Source organism: Nitrosospira briensis C-128, assembly GCF_000619905.2.
GTDB classification, from domain to species: Bacteria; Pseudomonadota; Gammaproteobacteria; order Burkholderiales; family Nitrosomonadaceae; genus Nitrosospira; species Nitrosospira briensis.
Genome location: NZ_CP012371.1, coordinates 1,245,869 through 1,269,748 on the forward strand (window position 1 = coordinate 1,245,869; position 23,880 = coordinate 1,269,748).

Genomic DNA, 23,880 nt, shown 5'->3' on the forward strand with positions numbered 1-23,880 from the left:
GATGAGTACTACTGTCCTTCCAATACCCGTCGGCAAACGTCGGGTGGTTACGGACGAGCCTGGCTGGGTACGCTGGGTCTTGATTGGACTGGCGCTCGCCTTCCTGGCGCTGTTCCTCTTCATACCATTGATCCTGGTCTTCTATGAGGCCCTGAAAAAAGGCGTGGATGTCTACGTGGCCGCCATCACGGAACCTGATGCAGTAGCGGCGATCCAACTTACCCTGACTGCGGCGGCGATCGCAGTGCCGCTCAACCTGATATTCGGCATAGCGGCCGCCTGGGCTATTGCCAAGTTCGAGTTCCGCGGCAAGAGCCTGCTGATAACGCTTATCGATTTGCCCTTCTCGGTTTCGCCAGTGGTGGCGGGGCTGATCTATGTGCTTATCTTCGGCCTGCAGGGTTGGCTGGGGCCATGGCTAGCCGAAAATGACATCAAGATAATTTTCGCGATACCCGGCATCGTCCTCGCCACTATCTTCGTAACTGTCCCCTTTATCGCACGTGAGCTGATCCCATTGATGCAGGCACAGGGTACCGAAGAGGAGGAGGCGGCGGTAGTACTGGGCGCCAACGGCTGGCAGATATTCTTCCGTGTCACGCTCCCGAACATCAAGTGGGGCCTGTTGTATGGCACCATCCTCTGCAATGCCCGGGCAATGGGCGAATTCGGCGCGGTATCCGTGGTATCCGGCCACATTCGCGGCAGTACCAATACCCTGCCGCTTCACGTCGAGATCCTCTACAACGAATACAACTTCGCCGCTGCCTTTGCGGTAGCGTCACTGCTGGCGTTGCTTGCATTGGTGACGCTCGCGCTGAAAGCGTTCGTCGAATCCAGAAACAAACAGCAGATGGAGAATGCCAATGAGCATCGAAGTACGTAACCTTTCCAAGCAATTTGGAAATTTTGCTGCGTTGCGAGACGTCAGCCTTGAGGTCCGCACGGGTGAATTGCTTGCATTGCTCGGACCGTCGGGCTCTGGAAAGACAACATTACTGCGTGTCATTGCCGGGTTGGAGGCTGCAGATGCCGGCCATGTGCTGTTCCAGGGCGAAGACGCAACCGGACAGCATGTGCGCGACCGCCAGGTAGGTTTCGTATTTCAGCACTATGCGCTGTTCCGGAATATGACCATCTTCGAGAACGTCGCATTCGGCTTGCGCGTACGTGCTAAAAACGTCCGCCCGACCAACACGGAGATCAACGACCGGGTGCATAATTTGCTGAAGCTGGTACAACTCGACTGGCTGGCGGACCGCCACCCACACCAGCTTTCGGGGGGCCAGCGCCAGCGCGTCGCCCTTGCGCGGGCGCTGGCGGTAGAACCTAAAGTGTTATTATTGGATGAGCCTTTTGGAGCACTCGACGCCAAGGTACGGAAAGAACTTCGCGCCTGGTTGCGAAGGCTACACGACGAAATGCATATCACCAGCGTGTTCGTTACCCATGATCAGGAGGAAGCGTTGGAAGTGGCTGACCGGATAGTGGTCATGAATGAGGGCCGTATCGAGCAGATCGGCACGCCGGACGAGGTGTATGAGCAGCCGGCAAGTCCATTCGTGTACGAATTCCTGGGCAAGGTGAATCTGTTCCATGGTCGGTTACACAAGGGGCGGGCGTGGATAGGCGGTATCGAGGTCGACGCGCCCAAACACATCGAGGCAGAGGAGCTCGCGGCGGTAGCTTACGTGCGTCCTCACGATATACATGTGGACCGAGCGGTTAACGGTAGCGGCGCGCTTGCGGCGCGCATCTCTCATATTCTCTCGGTCGGCCCCGTAGTGCGTCTTGAGCTGATCCGCGACGGCGACAGCAGCGGGGAACTGATACAGGTCGAAATCAGCAAGGAGCGTTTCCGCGAATTACAATTGATCCGGGGTGATCAGGTTTTCATCAAACCCGCCCGATTCGATCTCTTTCCGGCGCAGATACATTGAGACCGATGCCGGCTACTCAACGACTTCCAGAATACCCTCCATCCCGTGTTCCCTGTGGCTCTTGAAAAAGAGCAGCTTCTTTGGGCAATAGAAAGCATACCTGCCGGGCGCGCTTGGGGTGAAGGTGAATGTTTGGGACTCCCGGCTCAGGTCTGCATTGATCGAGATATTCGCTTCGGACGCCTTAAGCACCAGGCCATGGGGAACGATTCCCCGCTCCGCGCGAACCACAAACCTTACAGGTACGTTGACTTTGACGATGATGTGGCTGGGCCTGAAAAAATAGTCGCCCGCCAGCATATTCACCTGTTGCACGCCATCGACGCCAACTGCTGCCCGATAGGGTTCATTGCCCGACTGCGCGGCGGCACGTCCCGCTGCGAAGCAGAAGATCAACGTTAGCGTCAGGGATAAAAACCGCTGTGGTTTCATGATGAATCTCCTTACCATTCGCCCTGAAATCCAACCAGGTGCAGAATTGCCTTAGTCACCTCCGATTGGCGTCAGAGGGAAGTGAGCATGGACATCTAGCGCGATGCGTTCAATATTGAGGTACTTGAATATTTCCTGCAAGAACTACTCCTTCACTACGCGGTCGCCCGATTTTACGCCAATTCGTCTTCGCCTTCATCATGAGAGCTTCGTGGGGCTATGGCGCGCTCGCCTTGCTTGATAGCACCTTCTATCCGATTCGTTCCTTGGCTCATCGCTTCCCCCACGCTTCCGTCCCCCACATTTGGCTGCCCTCGTGCAGTTGCGCTTCGCTTCGTTCCCTGTGATCAACATACGACGGGACTTGCACCCGCAGGAGTGCGCCCATGCTGGGCACAAAAAAAAGCCCCGTTCCAAGAACGGGGCTTTTTATAAGGTGCCTGGCAGTGACCTACTTTCGCATGTGAAAACACACTATCATCGGCGCGACTTCGTTTCACGACCCTGTTCGAGATGGGAAGGGGTGGGTCCAAAGCGCTATGACCGCCAAGCGTAACTTTAATGACAAACGACGGAAGCCAATGACTACAAGTCCTGGGCGTCTATCGCAAGCCAATGATCTGGAAGAAGTAAATCTGGATTATTTTGTATCTCTGCAAACAATTTACCTGACACGAATATGTGAATTAAACGTCTATTCTTCACATTCCATGCCTTGCTTAAGGTTATAGGATCAAGCCTCACGGTCAATTAGTATCGGTTAGCTTAACACATTACTGCGCTTCCACACCCGACCTATCAACGTCGTGGTCTTCGACGAACCTTTAGGGGGGTTTTACCCCCGGGAAGTCTTATCTTGAGGCGAGTTTCCCGCTTAGATGCTTTCAGCGGTTATCTCTTCCGCACTTAGCTACCCGGCGATACGACTGGCGTCATAACCGGTACACCAGAGGTGCGTCCACTCCGGTCCTCTCGTACTAGGAGCAGGTCCCCTCAAACTTCCAACGCCCACGGCAGATAGGGACCAAACTGTCTCACGACGTTTTAAACCCAGCTCACGTACCACTTTAAATGGCGAACAGCCATACCCTTGGGACCGGCTACAGCCCCAGGATGTGATGAGCCGACATCGAGGTGCCAAACTCCCCCGTCGATATGAACTCTTGGGAGGAATCAGCCTGTTATCCCCGGCGTACCTTTTATCCGTTGAGCGATGGCCCTTCCATACAGAACCACCGGATCACTATGACCTGCTTTCGCATCTGCTCGACTTGTCAGTCTCGCAGTCAAGCACGCTTTTGCCATTGCACTATCAGCACGATTTCCGACCGTACCTAGCGTACCTTCGTACTCCTCCGTTACACTTTGGGAGGAGACCGCCCCAGTCAAACTGCCTACCATACACGGTCCCCGATCCAGATAATGGACCTAGGTTAGAACCTCAACAATACCAGGGTGGTATTTCAACGTCGGCTCCATGAACTCTAGCGAGCCCACTTCAACGCCTCCCACCTATCCTACACAGATATTGTCAAAGTCCAATGTAAAGCTACAGTAAAGGTGCACGGGGTCTTTCCGTCTAGCCGCGGGGAGATTGCATCTTCACAAACATTTCAACTTCGCTGAGTCTCAGGAGGAGACAGTGTGGCCATCGTTACGCCATTCGTGCAGGTCGGAACTTACCCGACAAGGAATTTCGCTACCTTAGGACCGTTATAGTTACGGCCGCCGTTTACCGGGGCTTCGATCAAGGGCTTGCACCCCATCAATTAACCTTCCGGCACCGGGCAGGCGTCACACTCTATACGTCCACTTTCGTGTTTGCAGAGTGCTGTGTTTTTATTAAACAGTCGCAGCCACCATTTCTTTGCAACCCCCATCCGCTTCACGCGCGAGGCGCTACACGTACCGGGGGCACACCTTATCCCGAAGTTACGGTGTCAATTTGCCGAGTTCCTTCTCCTGAGTTCTCTCAAGCGCCTTGGAATTTTCATCCCGCCCACCTGTGTCGGTTTTCGGTACGGTCTTCATTCAACTGAAGCTTAGTGGCTTTTCCTGGAAGCAGGGTATCACTCACTTGGCGCCCCGAAGGGCGTTTCGTTATCACGCCTCAACTAAGCCGCCCGGATTTGCCTGGGCGGCACGTCTACACGCTTCAACCGGGACGTCCAACACCCGGCCGAGCTAACCTTCTCCGTCCCCACATCGCATTGAATAAAGGTACTGGAATATTAAACAGTTTCCCATCAGCTACGCATTTCTGCCTCACCTTAGGGGCCGACTCACCCTGCGCCGATGAACGTTGCGCAGGAAACCTTGGGCTTACGGCGAGGGAGCTTTTCACTCCCTTTATCGCTACTCATGTCAGCATTCGCACTTCCGATACCTCCAGCAGCCTTCTCAAGCCACCTTCGCAGGCCTACGGAACGCTCTCCTACCATCTACACTTGCGTGTAAATCCCTAGCTTCGGTGCACAGTTTGAGCCCCGTTACATCTTCCGCGCAGGACGACTCGATCAGTGAGCTATTACGCTTTCTTTAAAGGATGGCTGCTTCTAAGCCAACCTCCTGACTGTTTTAGCCTTCCCACTTCGTTTACCACTTAACTGTGTCTTTGGGACCTTAGCTGAGGGTCTGGGTTGTTTCCCTTTCGACACCGGACGTTAGCACCCGATGTCTGACTCCCACGCTCGCACTCTTCGGTATTCGGAGTTTGCCATGGTTTGGTAGGCCTAAACGGCCCCCTAGCCATAACAGTGCTCTACCCCCGAAGGTGATACGTGAGGCACTACCTAAATAGTTTTCGGAGAGAACCAGCTATTTCCAGATTTGTTTAGCCTTTCACCCCTACCCACAGCTCATCCCCTAATTTTTCAACATTAGTGGGTTCGGACCTCCACGAGGTGTTACCCCCGCTTCATCCTGGCCATGAGTAGATCATCTGGTTTCGGGTCTACACCCAGCAACTAATCGCCCTATTAAGACTCGCTTTCGCTATGCCTCCCCTATTCGGTTAAGCTCGCTACTGAATGTAAGTCGCTGACCCATTATACAAAAGGTACGCAGTCACGGAACAAGTCCGCTCCCACTGTTTGTATGCATGCGGTTTCAGGATCTATTTCACTCCCCTCCCGGGGTTCTTTTCGCCTTTCCCTCACGGTACTGGTTCACTATCGGTCGATTACGAGTATTTAGCCTTGGAGGATGGTCCCCCCATATTCAGACAGGATTTCTCGTGTCCCGCCCTACTTGTCCCAATCCTAGTTCCACATCTAAACTTTCGCCTACGGGGCTATCACCCACTATGGCCCGACTTTCCAGACGGTTCGGCTAGTTCAAATGCTAAAGATTGGAGGCTCCTCCCATTTCGCTCGCCACTACTCTGGGAATCTCGGTTGATTTCTGTTCCTCTGGCTACTTAGATGTTTCAGTTCGCCAGGTTCGCCACGATTGACCTATATATTCAGCCAACGTTGACCCTTGCGGGCCGGGTTTCCCCATTCGGACATCTCCGGATCAATGCTTGTTTGCCAGCTCCCCGGAGCTTTTCGCAGGCTACCACGCCCTTCATCGCCTGTAATCGCCAAGGCATCCACCACATGCACTTATTCGCTTGATCCTATAACCTTAAGGGCTTCGGAAGCAATCGGAAGCCGGCCTGAGACCCGGAGTCTTCGTTTTATCTTCCAAACCTTCTGGTCATAGTTGTTTGCTCACATCGCATCCGACTAAAAACGCGATGAGTCGATACAATCTAACCCATTATTTCACATCCCCGGAGTACGTGATCCAATTAAGGACGCACGTATTCATTGAATATGAAATACTTTACTTCTTCCAAATTTTTAAAGAACGTCGAGAAACAGTTTTGTAAAGAATCAGGGAGTGATAATATAAACACCCGGATACTCTCTATTCTATTCCCGAAGTACAGCCGCTGGTAAAAACCAGAAGTAAACGTTATCGTTTACTTCTACTTTCTAACTGAATTCATGCAAATTCCGATTTCCGAATTGGTGGAGGTGAACGGGATCGAACCGATGACCCCCTGCTTGCAAAGCAGGTGCTCTCCCAACTGAGCTACACCCCCGTTAGTTGGTGGGTCTGGGTGGATTTGAACCACCGACCCCACGCTTATCAAGCGTGTGCTCTAACCAACTGAGCTACAGACCCCGAACAGAGCCTGGAAACAAAGAGATGGGCTTTTGTCGTATTAGCCTATGGCTCCTTAGCCCCCTAGCTTTGCTTTTTAGACAACCGATAGGTTGTGAGCGCTTGAAACAGGAATTTCTCTAGAAAGGAGGTGATCCAGCCGCAGGTTCCCCTACGGCTACCTTGTTACGACTTCACCCCAGTCATGAATCTCACCGTGGCAGGCGCCCTCCTTGCGGTTAGACTACCTGCTTCTGGTGGAACCCACTCCCATGGTGTGACGGGCGGTGTGTACAAGACCCGGGAACGTATTCACCGCGACATGCTGATCCGCGATTACTAGCGATTCCGACTTCACGGAGTCGAGTTGCAGACTCCGATCCGGACTACGACGCGCTTTCTGAGATTAGCTCCCCCTCGCGGGTTGGCAACCCTCTGTACGCGCCATTGTATTACGTGTGAAGCCCTACCCATAAGGGCCATGAGGACTTGACGTCATCCCCACCTTCCTCCGGTTTGTCACCGGCAGTCTCATTAAAGTGCCCAACTGAATGATGGCAATTAATGACAAGGGTTGCGCTCGTTGCGGGACTTAACCCAACATCTCACGACACGAGCTGACGACAGCCATGCAGCACCTGTGTTACCGTTCCCTTTCGGGCACATCCACCTCTCAGCGGACTTCGGTACATGTCAAGGGTAGGTAAGGTTTTTCGCGTTGCATCGAATTAATCCACATAATCCACCGCTTGTGCGGGTCCCCGTCAATTCCTTTGAGTTTTAATCTTGCGACCGTACTCCCCAGGCGGTCAACTTCACGCGTTAGCTGCGTTACCAAGCCCGTTAAGACCCGACAACTAGTTGACATCGTTTAGGGCGTGGACTACCAGGGTATCTAATCCTGTTTGCTCCCCACGCTTTCGTGCCTGAGCGTCAGTGTTAACCCAGGGGGCTGCCTTCGCCATCGGTGTTCCTCCACATCTCTACGCATTTCACTGCTACACGTGGAATTCCACCCCCCTCTGCTACACTCTAGCCTTGTAGTTTCAAACGCAGTTCCCAGGTTGAGCCCGGGGATTTCACATCTGACTTACAAAACCGCCTGCGCACGCTTTACGCCCAGTAATTCCGATTAACGCTCGCACCCTACGTATTACCGCGGCTGCTGGCACGTAGTTAGCCGGTGCTTCTTCTTCCGGTACCGTCAGTGATCACGGGTATTAACCGTGACCGTTTCGTTCCGGCTGAAAGAGCTTTACAACCCGAAGGCCTTCTTCACTCACGCGGCATGGCTGGATCAGGGTTTCCCCCATTGTCCAAAATTCCCCACTGCTGCCTCCCGTAGGAGTCTGGGCCGTGTCTCAGTCCCAGTGTGGCTGGTCGTCCTCTCAGACCAGCTACTGATCGAAGCCTTGGTAAGCCTTTACCTCACCAACTAGCTAATCAGACATCGGCCGCTCCAAAAGCGCAAGGTCTTGCGATCCCCTGCTTTTCTCCGTAGAGATTATGCGGTATTAGCACACCTTTCGGTGCGTTATCCCCCACTTGAAGATACGTTCCGATGCATTACTCACCCGTTCGCCACTCGCCACCAGGGTTGCCCCCGTGCTGCCGTTCGACTTGCATGTGTAAAGCATGCCGCCAGCGTTCAATCTGAGCCAGGATCAAACTCTTCAGTTTAATACTGGTAAAACTCTCGCTTGACGTATTTCATGATTCCAGTTTCTATTCCGGGTTAACCAGAATATTCGCCGGAATCTTATTACATTGTGCGAGCACTTTGAATCTTGATTTTCCGGTCATATTCGCCTTGAAAGACGAATATGACCAGATGTCCCGATTCAAGCGCCCACACCTATCGGCTGTAAATTTTTAAAGAGCGGTCTGTTTAGCGAACTTAAAGCTTCACAGGGAAAGGCGGCATTATACGGATACTAAAAGCAGAGTCAAGGGTTTATTTCAAACTTCTTTATTCTGCTAAGAGGAGATCGTTACCCTGGCGAATTTTCGCTTGCCTACTTGCACTACTGCGCTTTCACCACGACTCAACTTGATGGTCTTGTCGCTGACTTTTTCGCCATTCAATCTTACGCCACCTTGTTCGATCAGGCGTAGCGCTTCTGTGGTACTGGCGGTTAGTCCGGCTTGCTTGAGCAACTGTGTAATCGGCAACCCTTCAGCGTCAGTATACAACATCTTCTGAGGCATGTCATCCGGCAATGCACCGCGCGTAAACCGCGCCTCGAAGTCGGCCAATGCCGATTCCGCGTCTTGTTTGCTGTGGAAGCGGGTAACGAGCTCTTGCGCAAACATCACTTTGATATCGCGCGGGTTGCGGCCGCTTCTCACTTCCTGCTGCCGCTGGCGAATGGTACTGACCGGCTCAAATGATAATAGCTCGATATATCGCCACATCAGCTCATCGGAAATCGACATGAGCTTGCCGAACATATCGGTGGGGTTCTCGGTAATGCCGATATAGTTGCCGGCTGATTTGGACATTTTGTTGATGCCGTCCAACCCTTCGAGAAGCGGCATGGTGATAATACACTGCGGTAATTGTCCGAAGTGCTTCTGCAATTCCCGGCCCATCAGCAAATTGAATTTCTGATCGGTGCCGCCCAGTTCGATGTCTGCCCCAAGCGCAACCGAATCGTAGCCCTGAATCAATGGATACAAAAATTCGTGAATAGCGATGGCCTTATTACTTCGATAGCGTTTGCCGAAATCCTCACGCTCCAGCATGCGTGCAACAGTATGTGTCGCCGCCAGTTTGATCAGATCGGCGGCATTGAGCGTATCCATCCAGCTGGAATTGAATACCACCTCGGTCTGCTCGGGCCTGAGTATGCGAAAGACTTGATCCTGATAGGATTTGGCATTCTCGGCCACTTGCTCGCGAGAAAGAACGGGGCGCGTCATATTCTTGCCGGTGGGATCACCGATCATGCCGGTAAAATCACCAATCAGGAATAGGGCATGGTGCCCTAAATCCTGTAGATGGCGAATTTTGTTGAGCAGAACGGTATGACCCAGGTGCAGGTCCGGCGCTGTGGGATCAAACCCGGCCTTGACCCTGAGGGGGCGATTTAAAGCAAGCTTTTGCTCTAGTTCGTCTCCCGGCAGAATCTCGGTGCTACCACGCTTGATGATTTCCAGCTGTTCTGAAATTTGTGTTGTCACAGGAACGCCGGAAGTATATTACCTACAATTATCCGCTGCAAAGCCCCAATTGATCAGCTTATCCAGCACGGCATTAACATAATCCACGCGACGATTCTGATAATCAAGATAGTAGGCGTGTTCCCACACGTCAATCGTCAATATGGGCTTTATTCCCTTGGTCAATGGCAGATCCGCATTGCCGGTCTTGCTGACCAGGAGTTTATCGCCATCCTGTACCAGCCATGCCCAGCCGCTGCCAAACTGGGTTGTCGCCGCAGTCAGCAGTTCTTTCTTGCAAGCTTCGACGCTACCAAAAGATGCATCGATTTTTTGCTTCAACGCTGCCGGAGGCACACCGCCGCCTTTGGGCGTCAGGGAATTCCAGTAAAAAGTATGATTCCAGACCTGTGCTGCGTTATTGAAAATTCCGGCTTTGTCGGCCTTGCCTGCCACCGACGCAATAATCTCCTCCAAGGATAAATCCTCGAGCTCGGTCCCGGCTATCAGCTTGTTGAGGTTATCGACATAAGTCTTGTGATGCTTGCCATAGTGAAAACTCAGCGTATTTGCGGAAATGACGGGATCCAGCGCATTATCCGGATAGGGTAAAGGCGGCAGAACATGCGGCGCCCTTTCGGTCTTTTGGTTGCTCATGATTTTTGCTCCTTGTGTGGTGACATAAAAACCGATCCGTTCCCCTTTACGAAATACCGGGTGGTAAATTATTTCCGGGGAAATGAATAAAACCGATTGATACGCTATTACCAAGATGACCTGAGAACAACGCGTTCTGATTCAGTTCGCGGGACCATTATGGACAATGGCCGATCGAAAAGGGAATCGAGGTTGGCTTCGGTATAGCTGGATCAGGCGGTAACACTTATAGGCAGTATATCCGAAATAAGCGGAACATAGCTCGCTGCTGTTCGACAGCATACGGAGCTGAGGCGTCAGCAGATCAGTCCGCCGTCTCATTTTCCGGTCTTCTAACTTGATCACTGGCATCTTGCAGAGAGCAGGTAGAGATCTAATGCTTCATTCAGGTATTACTGTCCAAATCCGTCGATGGCCAGACGCGGGAATCAAATAGCGGGTGAAGCCAGCCGAAATCACGTCATGAACGCAACCGGGGATATGTGGTGAAAGACTTGGGAAGGTGAATCATTCAGAGAGAGATCGAGCCAGGAATTGAAAGGCCCGAGCCTGGATGATGAGAAATTTCAATCAATGCGCGAGGTGAAAACCGTCCGGAAATCACCCCGCAATGAGCAGATGGTTGCAATTACCTCACCTGTGTTGGAATGCGCCAAAAACCCGTTGCCTATCGGGCGCTATGCACCTTGGAGTTCAACCAGTTGCCTGTCGGGATAGCGCTCTATCTGATATCTCAGCCACAGCCTGCCACCGATATGCAATGCCAGCATATCGGCGTTGAACTGCAGATCCCGGTTTTCCATCTCACTGGTGGTTTCGCGAAAAAGTTGAAGCCACCGCTCAAATAATTCGGCAGTCAGGCCGGGCAGAGCCACGTGCTTGGGCATGGGGGCACCGCGAAAATGGCTCGTTCCGCGCAGCTTCATCGACCAGAAATTGATCATCTGCACAAAATGTGCATCCCAGTTGGTAACATGCGCTTCGAAAATCGGGCCCAGTAACGGGTCTTTTCTGGCTCTTCCGTAAAAGGCATGAACCAGCCGAGAAATTTCCTCTTCGGTACACAAGTCAGGATAGGGTGCTATAAACTCTGGTTGTGGCGTAGTCATAGTAGTCAGAAAATAATAAATATCATTACCGCAGCTATATGGCGGGGTCGCTGGCTTAGGGTTCCCAGGTAAAAACGGGCGCGAGGATTGAAAATTGCAATTTCGTACTTTAGGCAACATTCTATGTGACAAGTTTGCCTGAGTAAAGAGTCAATGCGGGTTTACCACATCTTCAAAATGATTCCGGTCCGTTTAATATCAAAAGAATACCCGAACTGGAAGAATTTAAATCTAGAACACGCCATCCCTGGATACCCCATCGCACCTTAGCATTACCCGCAATGTTTGCAGTGCTTCCAGCTGAATCTGGCGCACGCGTTCCCGTGTGAGATCGAGATTCGTCGCCAATTGCTCCAGTGTCTGGATTTCGTATCCATTAAGGCCGTAGCGCTTTTCAATGATGAGCCGTTGCTTATCATTCAACCGGTTAAGCCATTCCTGAATGCGACATTTGATCTCAGACTGTTCCACCATATGGTCGGGGCCGGGATTGTTATCGTCGGCGATCGCATCACCAATGGATAATAATGGATCGACATCAAGCGGCGCATCCAATGACATCATGCTCATGTTCAAGGACAACATTCTTTGCACTTCCTTGACGGGACGTCCGAGTAAATGCGCTACATCCTCCGGTTTGGGCTCCTTTCCCGTATGCGCTTCCAGATGACGGGCGGCGTGTAAAATGATATTCAAGTCTTTGATGACGTGCACCGGCAAACGGATGGTTCGCGACTGATTCATGATGCACCGTTCGATGTTCTGCCGTATCCACCAGGTGGCGTACGTCGAAAAACGAAATCCACGCTCCGGATCGAACTTGTCCAGTGCATGCATCATGCCCATATTTCCTTCTTCGATCAGGTCCAGTAATGCGACGCCATGTTTGGTATAGTGTTTTGCGATATTGACCACCAAACGCAGGTTGCACTCAATCATTTTCTGACGCGCATCAAAATCATTCTGCCGGACCAGGCGTGTCAATTTCGCCTCTTCCTTCGCACTCAACAGCGCATTGTGCCCGATATCATTGAAGTAGATCTGGGTGACATCAGTCAGGAGGAAGTCGCTTGGAGGTTCGGCGCTCGCGCTGGCGGGCGCTTCGGAAATTTCAAGAATATCATCGGGATCCACAGGATCCATCTTGTCAAAGGATTCCTCGTCCTCGGTATACTGTAGCTGATTCATCATGGGCTCATCCTGATATTCCGGGTAAATGTTTCAAGGGGTCAACCGGTTTTCCATTCTTGCGAATTTCAAAATGAAGTTTTACCAGACTTGCGTCGGTATTTCCCATCTCGGCGATCTTCTGGCCTTTTACTACTGTTTGTCCTTCTTTCACCAGAATCTTGCTGTTGTGAGCATAGGCGCTGAGGTAAGTATTGTTATGCTTGATAATGATAAGCTTGCCGTAACCGCGCAGTCCGGCACCGCTATAGACCACCTTGCCATTGGCGGATGCGGCTACTGCCTGGCCGGCATTACCTGAAATATCGATCCCTTTCGAACTTTCCGAGAAAACGCCCAATATTTTGCCCCTGGTTGGCCAGATCCAGTCGACGCGATCGCCGTCATTGGGATCTTCTGCTGCTGGAGGTATTGGATTAATTTCGGTACCGGTATTCTTCTCGGTCATCGGGTCGACTTTTACCGGCACCACCAAGGGGGGTGCGCCCGGTAAGCCTTTCAATTGTGCGACGGCCTGATCCGAATAAGGTAGTTTGAACCCCCTGGGTTCTGTTTTCAGCTTATCCGTGCTGGCCTGGGGCTTTGCTCCGTTTGGGGAGACGATGACAGGTGTGGTTACGACCGGGGATGGCAGCGTCGTTTCCCGGATGGGAAATAACGATGGCTGTGCCAGCAGGGAAGGCGAGGATAAGTAAAGTTGCTGTCCGACATGAATGGCGCCCGGATCCGAAATATTATTCCACTCCGCCAAACTCTTCTGATCGATGCCATGGCTGAGCGCGATGCTGTACAGCGTGTCACCTTTTTTTATGATGTATGCATCAGGTCGCCGGGTGGATACCTCGGAACCGGCATTTTCCGGCTCTACCGTCGCGCGATCGACTACCGGCGCGCGATTAGGCGTAGATTCACAACCCGTAACCAGAAGGCATAACACGAGAAGCGGGCAATAGGCTGAAGAAAAAAAACTGCTCATACGAAATGAACGACGCCCCCTGAAAAATTCGCGGCACAATGCATCACTGCTCAAATACTTCTGCCTGATCCTCGCACGCCTCATTCCCGTCTCTTATTTTGCATCGTTTAACGTTTCCAGATTCCGGGTACTATCGGAACAAACCTGACCTCGTCAAGCATTGTCTCAGTATAACCCTGCAAATTACGTTCGATAACGCACAGATACTGGTCCTGGCTTCCCTTGGGAAAAACTATCCTGCCGCGAATCGCCAGCTGTTCAAGTAATGTTGCTGGAATATGTGTAGCCGCGGCGGTAAAGATAATGCCATCGAACGGTGCGGACTCGGGCAACCCGAGCAACCCGTCAGCATGCTTCAGACGGACATTGTTGAGGCGCAGTTGTCGCAAACGAGTGCGGGTGCGGGTAAGCAAGGGCCCGACTCTCTCGATCGAATAAACCTCCCGCACAAACTGCGCCAGTACAGCGGTCTGGTAGCCGCAGCCCGAACCGATCTCAAGCACCTTGTCTAGGCCTGAACCCGCGCGCAGCAGCTCACTCATACGCGCCACGGTAAATGGACTCGAAATGGTCTGACCGAAATTGATAGGCAATGCCACGTCGTCATAAGCACGGTTTGCCAGGATTTCCTCGACGAAGATGTGCCGGGGAACGACGCTCATTGCCGCCAGCACCACTTCATCAACGATGCCCCGCGCGCGCAGACGCTCGATCATGCGCGCACGGGTACGCGCCGACGTCATGCCGATACCGGAGTAGTGGGTGTTCAAATTAGCGATACCTTGAACAGGTGGTGTTCAACCATGCACAATAACCGAAATGCTGTGCTGCTATTTCAACCACTCTTTTACGGCATCCAACTGCCCATATCGTGTCAAGTCAATTTGCAGCGGGGTCACCGATACACGGTTACGCTGAATGGCAAGAAAATCCGTGCCCTCTCCCGCATCCTGAGCAGGCCCGGCTGCGCCTACCCAGTAAACGGTATTCCCGCGCGGGCTCCGCGATTTGACCACGGGCTCCGCCTTATGCCGACGGCCAAGCCGGGTAACCTCCATGCCTTGCAATTCGTCGTACGGGATGTCGGGCACATTGATGTTCAGCAATACCGTCCCGTGAAGCTTGTCGTTTTGGAAACGTTGCACTATTTCAGTCGCTATACGTGCCGCGGTGGAGAAATTACCGGTGGAAAAGCTGGCAAGAGAGACGGCAATAGAAGGGATGCCCAGCAGGAAACCCTCCGTCGCAGCAGCTACGGTACCGGAATAAATCGTGTCGTCACCCATGTTGGCGCCATCATTTATCCCGGACACCACCATATCCGGCAATGTGTCGAGCATACCGGTGACAGCCAGGTGCACGCAATCCGTGGGCGTGCCATTGACATAAAAGAATCCATTATGGGATTTGCGGAGACTCAGGGGCCGATCGAGCGTAAGAGAGTTGCTGGCGCCACTCCGGTCGCGTTCCGGCGCAACCACGATGATATCTGCAATAACGGAAAGCGCTTCGGCGAGACAGGCGAGACCTGGCGCAAAATACCCATCGTCGTTACTGAGCAATATGCGCATTCGAACAGTTACCCAAGTAATTTTTTTGCCTAGCAGCCTGTCGGATTTAAAGGAAATCGGCTGCAAAAGCGTCTGGGCGGTTCATATTTCGCCGCTTTTTCGACCAATAGAATAACTATTGGCCTTCAAAATCCGCAAAATCTGCCCTCACCCAGTCCCTTTTTCGCTGCGATTCTTCAAGCCCGACAGGCTGCCAGCGGGAGAAAAACATTCGCAAGCGGTGCTGATAAACCCGCAATATGCGACAGAATCAATCAACCCGTAAGCTTGATTGGTCGGGGCGAGAGGATTTGAACCTCCGACCACTTGCACCCCATGCAAGTACGCTACCAGGCTGCGCTACGCCCCGAACATGGAATTATAACAACAAGCCAAGAGGTTAGGAACCTTAGAAATTGCTATTGCTGCTTTATGACCCGTAGAGCGAGAGCGGGACCACAGAAAATGGATCAAGATTGAAGTAATGACACGACACTTTTGATTTCATCTCTCAATAGCGCCAGATCGACTGATGAGGGATGTGGGGCAATCGAATCGGAAACAGGAAGAGCTGCCTCGGCCATACCCAGCCCCAAACGGCTGCGAGCGCCATGAATGGTGAAACCGTGTTCGTAGAGCAACTCCCGGATGCGACGAATCAGCAGTACTTCATGGTGCTGATAATAGCGGCGGTTGCCACGCCGCTTGACGGGCTTCAACTGTGTAAATTCCTGTTCCCAATACCGCAACACATGTGGCTTAACGCCACATAACTCGCTGACTTCGCCAATAGTGAAGTAACGCTTCGTCGGAATGGGCGGCAGAGCGTTGCTAGGTGTTACGTTTTCCATCGTGATTTTCTTCCACCATTGCCTTCAATTTCTGACTGGCGTGAAAAGTGACTACTCTTCTGGCAGTAATGGGAATCTCTTCTCCTGTCTTGGGGTTGCGGCCAGGACGTTGCGGCTTGTCGCGCAGCTGGAAATTGCCGAAGCCGGAAAGCTTGACGCCATCGCCATTTTGCAGGGCAACGCGAACCTCCTCGTAAAAGGATTCCACCATGTCTTTGGCTTCGCGCTTGTTGAGCCCGACTTTTTCAAAAAGCAAATCCGCCAGCTCGGCCTTTGTTAAGGTCATAGTCTCCCTCACCTGTTTAGTTACTTTCAAACCTGGTAGCCTCTGAATAATTTCCGGGGAGCATTCAGTGGCCGCTGAGTTGGCAAAACGAAATATCACAAGACGCCGTGGTTACCTGGGCCTATGGCCTGCAAACATAATACGGGTATTCGATCCACTGGCGCAGGCATCCGACGGTTTGGCACCCTATGGGGTGGCGAAGCCGAATCATTCGCGCTCCGCCTCCGGCCATCGTCTCCCTATCTTGGGATCTCTACGAATCCGGTGCCACTGCGAATCACTATCGGTTCGCACAGTAGCCCCTGGTCATTACTCTGCTTTAATCAGCTGCGGAGTTTTGCCCCGAACTGATTCTGCAAAACATTTATCAACTGTGCGACAACCCGATCTGCTTCCGCATCGGTTAACGTTTTTTGAGTATCTTGTAATAACATACGGAATGCAAGACTTTTTTTGCCGTTTTCCATACCTTTGCCATGATACACATCAAACAGGGAAATTTCCGAAATAACGGGCAGTTTCTCGGCGTGCATGCAGTCCAGCATTGCCTGAACGCGAACATCTTCCGGCACCACTACGGCGATATCCCGCCGTATGGGTGGATATTTTGAAATCTCCGCCGCTTTCGGCAGGGTTCGTGCCATGACGCTTGCCACCTCCAGTTCGAACAGCACAACCGGTTTGGGCAAGCCAAACTTTTGTTGCCAGCGAGGGTGAAGCTCCCCCAGATAGCCGGCGATTTTGCCACCCAGGCGGATCAGAGCCGATTTCCCGGGATGCAACGCCGGGTGAGGCGCCGCTTCGACTTCAACTGCTGCTGGACAAAACAGCACTTCGATATCTGCTTTTACATCATAAAAATCCACCGTGCGCGCCCGCTCGCCCCACTGCTCAGTCAATGCATCCCCGTAGCAAAGGCCGGCTAATTTTTCACGTTGCGCGTAAGTGTCTCCACTTTTTTCGAAACAATCTCCAATTTCAAACAGACGTATTCTGGGCTGCTTGCGGTTGAGGTTGAATTGCAGGTTCGATACCAGGCCGCCGATCAGGCTGCTGCGCATTACCGCTAACTGATTGGACAGGGGGTTTTTCAGTGCTACCGGTGCGTTGTTGCCCGCCAGCTCCAATTCCCAGGAGGCATCTACGAAAGCATAGTTGATGACTTCCTGGTAATCCCGTCCTGTCATGATTTCCCTCAACTGTGCGAGGGGCTTCAATGTTTCAGGCGCAGGCAGCATGCCCAGCTTCATCTGGGGCAGGGTAGCGGGTATATGATTGTAACCGTGTATGCGCGCCAGTTCCTCGATCAGGTCTTCCTCGATGGCAAGATCGAAGCGGTATGTCGGCGGCGTAACCAGGAAGACATCCCCCACCACGGAAAAGCCGAATTGCAGGCGGCGGAATAATTCGGCAATCCTGGCTTCACCAAGATCGATGCCCAGAACCCTCCGGGTCCGTTCCACACGAAGGCGGATGGGATCGCGTTGCGGCAACTTGCCCCTGATCTCGGTAATCGGCCCGGCCCCACCGCCGCAAATATCCAGGATCAAACCCGTTGCGCGCTCCATGGCGTCACGTGTCGCGCCAAAATCCACGCCCCGCTCGAAGCGATACGCTGAATCCGAACTAAACCCGAGGGAAAATGATTTGCCGGAGATCACCTCAGGACTGAAGAAAGCGCTCTCCAGAAATATATCGGTTGCCCCTTGAACCACCCCACTCTCATTCCCGCCCATGATACCGGCGAGCGCCAACGGCTTGACCTCATCCGCTATGACCAGCATGCCGGGCTGCAGCACAAGGTCTTCTCCATTCAATAATTGGAGCCTTTCGCCGGGCTTGGCATAGCGCACATGAATCGAACCCGTCAGGGCACCTGCAATCTTTGCGAGATCGAAAGCATGGAGGGGCTGACCAGTCTCCAGCATTACGTAATTCGTTATGTCAACCACAGCGTTGATCGAACGCAAACCGCTACGTTCCAGACGACGGATTATCCACTGAGGGGTGGTAATATCAAGGGAAACGCCACGTACCACCCTGCCACAGTAAAGCGGGCAAGCGTCCGGCGCATCGACTTGTATCACCAGGGTGTCATCCAACTGGCTTGCAATCGACTTGATCGTTAACGGCTTGAGATCTTCGGATGTAATCGCGGCCACTTCCCGCGCTATGCCGAATAACCCAAGACAATCGCCGCGATTGGGCGTCAGCTTGAGCGTAAGGAGGTTATCCTCGAGTTCGTAATAATGTCGAAAATCCTCACCGGTTGGTGCACTCTCCGAAAGCAGCAATAAACCGGCCGCGACTTCTTCCAGACCCAGTTCCCTGGCTGAACATAACATCCCGGCGGATTCAATTCCACGTATCCTCGTCCGTTTAATGGTGAGACCCGGCAGTTCCGCTCCTTCCAGTGCACATGGCACCTTCACGCCGGCACGAACATTTGCCGCACCACAGACAATCTGGAGCGGCTCACCAGCCTCCGCCATACCCGCATTGACCTTGCAAACATAAAGGTGGTCGGCGTCCGGATGCTTGTGCACGGACAGTACTTCGGCCACCACTACCTTGCTGAAGGCCGGCGCGACCGGCTCGATAGCCTCAACTTCCAGGCCGGCCATGGTTAGCGCCTGAGCAAGGTTGCCCGTCGATAACAGCGGGTCAACAAGAGTGCGCAGCCAATTTTCTGAAAATTTCATTTGAATTTATTTTTCTTTGCGGGAGAGACGGACCGAGTGTACTTAAGGGGCCTTTCAAGGATCATGAGATGTGTTTGGCGATTACCGCTTATCCACTGCTCGCCGAGTCACACGTGCGCTCCAGGTTCGCGTAACCTCGCCGCTCTTCAGTATATTCGCAAGAAGTATCCGCGCTACCCAGGCATGCTTGCGTCCTTGCCTCTCCAGATATTTCTGGATTTACCAATTGAGTGGCGAATGCAACATGCTGTTTCCGGTAATCCCGTTAGTCTTTTAACCCGGATGTTTCATAAATTCGCGTGATGATTGCGCAGGATTTTGTTTTGTAGGGAGATTTTGTGAAAGAGTGGCGTAGTTATTCATACGCCCGACTGAACGAAATTTTCATACGAAACAAAAGACCAGCAAGGGCGCGCGTCAATTTATGAAACATCCGGGTTAGTTAAACTGCTTCAGAAATCGTAAATCATTTTCAAAAAACAACCGCAAATCGCTTACGCCGTACCGCAGCATCGCCAACCGCTCGACCCCCAGCCCAAACGCGAAACCAATATATTTTTCGCTGTTTATGCCAACATGCTTGAGAACGTTAGGATGCACCATTCCGCACCCCAGCACTTCCAGCCATCCGGTATAACTGCATATGCGGCAACCGTTTTCGCACTTCACGCAACGGATATCCATCTCAGCGGAAGGCTCGGTAAACGGAAAAAAAGAAGCACGGAAGCGCACCGGCAAATCGTCCCGCTCGAAAAATTGCTGCATGAAATCGGCCAGGACACCTTTTAACGCCGAAAAATTGGCATTTTCATCCACCCAAAGACCTTCTACCTGATGAAACATGGGCGTATGGGTTAAATCAGAGTCGCAACGGTATACTCTTCCTGGCGCAATCACCTTTAAGGGCGGCTGGTTTTTCTCCATATAGCGGATTTGGACCGGCGAGGTATGTGTACGCAGCAAATGCCTGCCGGCCTCGTCATCGACGTAAAAGGTATCGTGCATGGCGCGTGCCGGATGATTCTCCGGAATATTGAGCGCGGTGAAATTGTAGAAATCGGTTTCGATCTCGGGACCGGTGGCTACAGTAAACCCGATTGAATGGAATAGTGACTGGATGCGTTCCAGGGTCCGCGTTATTGGATGCAGTCCCCCCATTCCCAAGCCGCGTCCCGGCAGCGTCACATCCAACGCTTCTTCAAGCAACTGTATCTCCAGTTTTTTTTCCTGGATCGCATCCCTGCGGAAATCAAGGGCCGCTTCCAAGGTTTCCTTCGCCTGGTTTATGCGATGTCCGACGGCGGGACGCTCTTCCGGCGGGAGCTTGCCCAATCCCTTCAGTAATTCCGTCAGTCGGCCGTGCCGGCCTAAATAGCGCGCCTTGGCTTGCTCCAGCTCGGCAATTTCATCCGTACCATTGAACAGGTCAATGGCTTCACTGATAAGGTGATCCAGATTAGTCATACACAAACGAAAATAGGATGGATACCGGATCTTCTACAAGAAAAAAGGAGGCAAGGCGTCTCTGCCTTTAGCCTCCTCGCAGCGATTTTTTTGCTACTACTGCTATACAGCCAGGCTGGCTTTGGCCTGCTCGACTATTTTCGCAAAAGCCGGCTTATCAAATACAGCAATATCAGCCAGAACCTTGCGGTCCACTTCAATCGCGGCTTTCCTCAAACCGTTCATGAAAACGCTGTAGGGTAACCCGCATTCCCGCGCAGCGGCGTTGATACGAGCAATCCACAAAGCCCGAAACTGACGTTTCTTCTGGCGGCGGTCGCGGTATGCATATTGCCCCGCTTTCATTACCGCTTCCTTGGCAATACGATAAACGTTCTTGCGGCGGCCGCGATAGCCTTTCGCCAGATCCAGTACTTTTTTGTGACGGGCGTGAGCCGTTACACCACGTTTTACTCTTGGCATCTCGATCTCTCCTAGGCGTAAGGCAGCATGGCGCGCACAGACGGCACATCACTGCAATGAATGCCTACGGTTCCCCGTAACTGGCGCTTGTTCTTCGTGCTTTTCTTGGTAAGAATATGGCGTTTGAACGCCTGTGCGCGCTTGACGCTGCCGCCTGCTCGCACCGTGAAGCGCTTTGCAGCCCCACTCTTTGTTTTCATCTTTGGCATTGCATTACTCCTGCTTTAACATGACGCCGGGTGTTTCCTGACCGGAACACTTTAAACCCGGAGATCACTTGTTTTTCGAATCGAAATTCACACCAGTGCCCGCTTTCGCATTATCCGATTCACGCTTGAATAAACGGTCCCGCTACTCCCTCTCCAACTTCCAGCTTCTGCGCGATGGTCGGGTAAGTTTACGTCCCTAATCGCGGGCTACATCAGGTTCCGTAACCCCCTTCGACTTCGCTTCCTTTGGTTTGACTGCTACTTCTTTCTTTCGCGGAGATAGCACCATCACCATTTGTCGTCCTTCCATCCGGGGAAACTGCTCAACCACCGCATGCGGCTCCAGATCATCTCTGACGCGTTCAAGCAGACGCACACCAAATTCCTGATGTGCCATTTCACGTCCGCGAAACCGCAACGTGATCTTGGCTTTATCACCTTCTTCAAGAAAACTGATCAGGTTACGCAGCTTGATGTTGTAATCGCCATCGTCCGTGTTAGGCCGGAACTTGACTTCCTTGATCTGGATCTGCTTCTGTTTGAGCTTGGCTTCGTGTTTTTTCTTGCTCTCCTGATAACGAAACTTGCCATAATCCATCAGCCGGCACACGGGGGGTCGAGCCGTGGGGGCGATTTCAACCAAATCGACCTCGGCTTCCTCTGCCAAAGTGTTGGCAGCCGCCAGCGCGACTATGCCTATTTGCTCTCCATCTACACCAATCAAGCGCACCTCGGGCGCATTAATCTCCTGATTGATACGGGCTGCTTTTTCTTGAACTATAGTAATTCCCCAAATATGTTAATAAATTAAACCTCGCCCGCTCTCAGACATATCTCTGCTTTGAGCCGTTCTATCAGCATCGGCAAAGACATCTGACCGAGATCGGAGCCTACCCGGGTTCGTACTGAAACCGTTTGCGCGGCTACTTCCTTCTCCCCCACGATGATCTGGTAGGGTAGCTTTTGTAAACTATGTTCCCGTATTTTATAAGTTATTTTCTCATTTCTCAAGTCCGCGCACGCCCGTATGCCGTTATGCTTGAGCTCTTCGGCTACTTTCCGGGCGTATTCTGCCTGTCCCTGAGAAATATTCAATACTACCGCTTGGTCCGGGGCAAGCCAAAGCGGCAAGGCGCCCGCATAGTTTTCCAGGATAATGCCAATAAAGCGCTCCAATGACCCGAGAATCGCCCGATGCAGCATGACTGGCACCCGACGGGAATTATCCTCGGCCACAAATTCGGCATCTAATCGCTCCGGCATGGAAAAGTCAAGCTGGAGAGTACCACACTGCCACAAACGGCCAATGCTGTCCTTGAGCGAAAACTCGATTTTTGGTCCATAGAAAGCGCCTTCGCCCGGCTGCAACTCCCATATGAGCTTCTTATGATCCAATGCGGCTTGTAATGCGGCTTCTGCCTTATCCCACTGCGCCTCCGAACCCACGCGTTTTTGAGGGCGGGTTGAAAGCTTCACCAGTATCTCATCAAAGCCGAAATCGGTATAAACCTTCTGCAACAGATCAATAAATTGTATCACCTCACCCTGTACCTGGGCCTCGGTGCAAAAAATGTGCGCATCGTCCTGAGTAAATGCCCGCACTCGCATGATGCCATGCAAAGCGCCGGATGGCTCATTACGGTGACACGAACCGAATTCGGCCAGGCGCAACGGCAAATCCCGATAGCTTTTCAGTCCCTGCTTGAACACTTGGACATGACCAGGACAGTTCATGGGCTTGACCGAAAATTCACGCTCTTCCGATTGAGTGATAAACATGTTTTCGCGGAAATTTTCCCAGTGCCCTGACCGCTCCCATAGACCTTTATCCAGTACCGAGGGTGTGCGAATTTCGAGGTAACCGTTATTGCGGAATATTTCCCGCATGTACTGCTCTATCTCCTGCCATATGATCCAGCCCCTGGGATGCCAGAATACCATACCCGGCGCTTCTTCCTGAATATGAAACAAATCCAGTTGCTTGCCGAGTTTACGGTGATCACGCTTTTCCGCTTCCTCAAGGCGACGCAGATAGGTGTCCTGATCTTCCTTTTTGGCCCAGGCGGTGCCGTAAATTCGCTGTAACATCTCATTGCGCGAGTCGCCGCGCCAATAGGCTCCCGCAAGCTTCATCAGCTTGAAAACCTTGAGCCTGGATGTGGCAGGCACATGCGGCCCCCGGCATAAATCGGTAAAATTTCCCTGGGAATAGAGCGAAACTTCCTCATTGCCGGGAATGCTCTCGATGATCTGCGCCTTGTAGTGCTCGCCCTGGTTCTTGAAAAAATTGATTGCCTGGGAACGCTCCCAAACTTTGCGCTCGACTTTCAGGTTGCGTGCGCTGATTTCACCCATACGTTTTTCAATTGCAGCCAGATCATCCGGTGTGAATGGACGATGAAAGGAAAAATCATAATAAAAGCCATCCTCTATCACGGGCCCAATGGTTACCTGTGCTTCCGGAAACAGCTCTTTCACTGCATGTGCCAGCAGATGGGCGCTGGAATGACGGATGATTTCCAGCCCTTCCGCGTCCTTTTCGGTAACGATCGTCAAGTCGCTGTCAGTTTCGATGGCGCTGGATATATCCACCAGCTTGCCATTCACTTTGCCGGCCAGCGCGGCTCGAGCCAGTCCTGCGCCAATCGACGCTGCGACGTCGCCTACCGTCACCGGGTGTTCATACCTGCGCTCAGACCCGTCCGGTAAACGAATGACAGTCACGACTTATTCCTTTTTT

Annotated in this window: 18 protein-coding genes, 3 tRNA genes and 3 rRNA genes; 2 read left to right on the plus strand and 22 right to left on the minus strand. The window is 52.4% G+C overall.

All coding sequences use genetic code 11. From position 1 onward, the window contains the following. Window position 1 precedes the first annotated feature (1 nt). Window positions 2–886 carry a sulfate ABC transporter permease subunit CysW gene (gene cysW, locus F822_RS05675; RefSeq protein WP_025040467.1) on the plus strand — a complete coding sequence of 295 codons (885 nt, stop codon included), beginning with the start codon at window positions 2–4 and terminating at the stop codon, window positions 884–886. Further along, window positions 867–1,940, plus strand: a complete 1,074-nt coding sequence (locus F822_RS05680; protein WP_025040468.1) for a sulfate/molybdate ABC transporter ATP-binding protein — start codon at window positions 867–869, stop codon at window positions 1,938–1,940. Before cysW ends, F822_RS05680 begins: the two co-directional genes overlap by 20 nt. Before the next feature lie 12 nt (window positions 1,941–1,952). Here F822_RS05680 and F822_RS05685 read toward each other — a convergent pair whose 3' ends face one another. The 22 genes from F822_RS05685 to thrS all read right to left on the minus strand — a co-directional run bounded on the left by F822_RS05685 (window position 1,953) and on the right by thrS (window position 23,864). Further along, window positions 1,953–2,372, minus strand: coding sequence for a hypothetical protein (locus F822_RS05685; protein WP_025040469.1), 420 nt, complete (start codon window positions 2,370–2,372; stop codon window positions 1,953–1,955). Window positions 2,373–2,810: 438 nt separating this feature from the next. Next, window positions 2,811–2,923 (minus strand): 5S ribosomal RNA (rrf, locus tag F822_RS05690). Window positions 2,924–3,101: 178 nt separating this feature from the next. After that, a 23S ribosomal RNA gene (locus tag F822_RS05695) occupies window positions 3,102–5,991 on the minus strand. A 395-nt stretch (window positions 5,992–6,386) separates the two neighbouring features. Then, window positions 6,387–6,462, minus strand: a tRNA-Ala gene (locus F822_RS05700). A gap of 6 nt (window positions 6,463–6,468) precedes the next feature. Further along, a tRNA-Ile gene (locus F822_RS05705) sits at window positions 6,469–6,545 on the minus strand. Between the two features lie 123 nt (window positions 6,546–6,668). Beyond that, window positions 6,669–8,204 (minus strand): 16S ribosomal RNA (locus F822_RS05710). The 16S, 23S and 5S rRNA genes sit together here with 2 tRNA genes alongside, the layout of an rRNA operon. A gap of 297 nt (window positions 8,205–8,501) precedes the next feature. Beyond that, window positions 8,502–9,707 (minus strand): tyrosine--tRNA ligase, encoded by a 1,206-nt coding sequence (gene tyrS, locus F822_RS05715; RefSeq protein WP_025040470.1) that lies wholly within the window; start codon window positions 9,705–9,707, stop codon window positions 8,502–8,504. Between the two features lie 18 nt (window positions 9,708–9,725). Further along, a complete protein-coding gene (locus tag F822_RS05720; RefSeq protein ID WP_025040471.1) occupies window positions 9,726–10,343 on the minus strand; it encodes a superoxide dismutase in 618 nt (205 codons plus the stop codon). Window positions 10,344–11,020: 677 nt separating this feature from the next. Beyond that, window positions 11,021–11,452, minus strand: coding sequence for a group III truncated hemoglobin (locus F822_RS05725; RefSeq protein ID WP_025040472.1), 432 nt, complete (start codon window positions 11,450–11,452; stop codon window positions 11,021–11,023). 231 nt (window positions 11,453–11,683) lie between these two features. Beyond that, a complete protein-coding gene (gene rpoS / locus F822_RS05730; RefSeq protein WP_025040473.1) occupies window positions 11,684–12,640 on the minus strand; it encodes an RNA polymerase sigma factor RpoS in 957 nt (318 codons plus the stop codon). A 7-nt stretch (window positions 12,641–12,647) separates the two neighbouring features. Beyond that, window positions 12,648–13,616 (minus strand): peptidoglycan DD-metalloendopeptidase family protein, encoded by a 969-nt coding sequence (locus F822_RS05735; RefSeq protein ID WP_036575333.1) that lies wholly within the window; start codon window positions 13,614–13,616, stop codon window positions 12,648–12,650. Window positions 13,617–13,723: 107 nt separating this feature from the next. Next, window positions 13,724–14,359, minus strand: a complete 636-nt coding sequence (locus F822_RS05740; protein ID WP_407938234.1) for a protein-L-isoaspartate(D-aspartate) O-methyltransferase — start codon at window positions 14,357–14,359, stop codon at window positions 13,724–13,726. An 87-nt stretch (window positions 14,360–14,446) separates the two neighbouring features. Then, window positions 14,447–15,187: a 5'/3'-nucleotidase SurE gene (gene surE / locus F822_RS05745; protein ID WP_025040476.1), complete on the minus strand. Its 741-nt coding sequence runs from the start codon at window positions 15,185–15,187 to the stop codon at window positions 14,447–14,449. Window positions 15,188–15,459: 272 nt separating this feature from the next. Next, window positions 15,460–15,536 (minus strand) — tRNA-Pro (locus F822_RS05750). A gap of 100 nt (window positions 15,537–15,636) precedes the next feature. Continuing rightward, on the minus strand, window positions 15,637–16,017 hold the full coding sequence (locus F822_RS05755) for a MerR family transcriptional regulator (protein WP_025040477.1): 381 nt from the start codon (window positions 16,015–16,017) through the stop codon (window positions 15,637–15,639). Next, window positions 15,998–16,303: an integration host factor subunit alpha gene (locus tag F822_RS05760; RefSeq protein ID WP_025040478.1), complete on the minus strand. Its 306-nt coding sequence runs from the start codon at window positions 16,301–16,303 to the stop codon at window positions 15,998–16,000. The genes F822_RS05755 and F822_RS05760 overlap by 20 nt, the downstream gene beginning before the upstream one ends. 323 nt (window positions 16,304–16,626) lie before the next feature. Further along, the gene (gene pheT, locus F822_RS05765) at window positions 16,627–19,005 is read right to left on the minus strand and encodes a phenylalanine--tRNA ligase subunit beta (protein ID WP_025040479.1); all 2,379 of its coding nucleotides are present in this window, start codon (window positions 19,003–19,005) and stop codon (window positions 16,627–16,629) included. Window positions 19,006–19,443: 438 nt separating this feature from the next. Then, window positions 19,444–20,469, minus strand: coding sequence for a phenylalanine--tRNA ligase subunit alpha (gene pheS, locus F822_RS05770; protein ID WP_025040480.1), 1,026 nt, complete (start codon window positions 20,467–20,469; stop codon window positions 19,444–19,446). 102 nt (window positions 20,470–20,571) lie between these two features. Next, a complete protein-coding gene (rplT, locus tag F822_RS05775) occupies window positions 20,572–20,931 on the minus strand; it encodes a 50S ribosomal protein L20 (protein ID WP_025040481.1) in 360 nt (119 codons plus the stop codon). A gap of 11 nt (window positions 20,932–20,942) precedes the next feature. Further along, window positions 20,943–21,140, minus strand: a complete 198-nt coding sequence (gene rpmI / locus F822_RS05780; RefSeq protein ID WP_025040482.1) for a 50S ribosomal protein L35 — start codon at window positions 21,138–21,140, stop codon at window positions 20,943–20,945. A gap of 196 nt (window positions 21,141–21,336) precedes the next feature. Next, a complete protein-coding gene (gene infC, locus F822_RS05785; protein ID WP_082204604.1) occupies window positions 21,337–21,927 on the minus strand; it encodes a translation initiation factor IF-3 in 591 nt (196 codons plus the stop codon). Window positions 21,928–21,947: 20 nt separating this feature from the next. Beyond that, window positions 21,948–23,864 carry a threonine--tRNA ligase gene (gene thrS, locus F822_RS05790; RefSeq protein ID WP_025040484.1) on the minus strand — a complete coding sequence of 639 codons (1,917 nt, stop codon included), beginning with the start codon at window positions 23,862–23,864 and terminating at the stop codon, window positions 21,948–21,950. Window positions 23,865–23,880 lie beyond the last annotated feature (16 nt).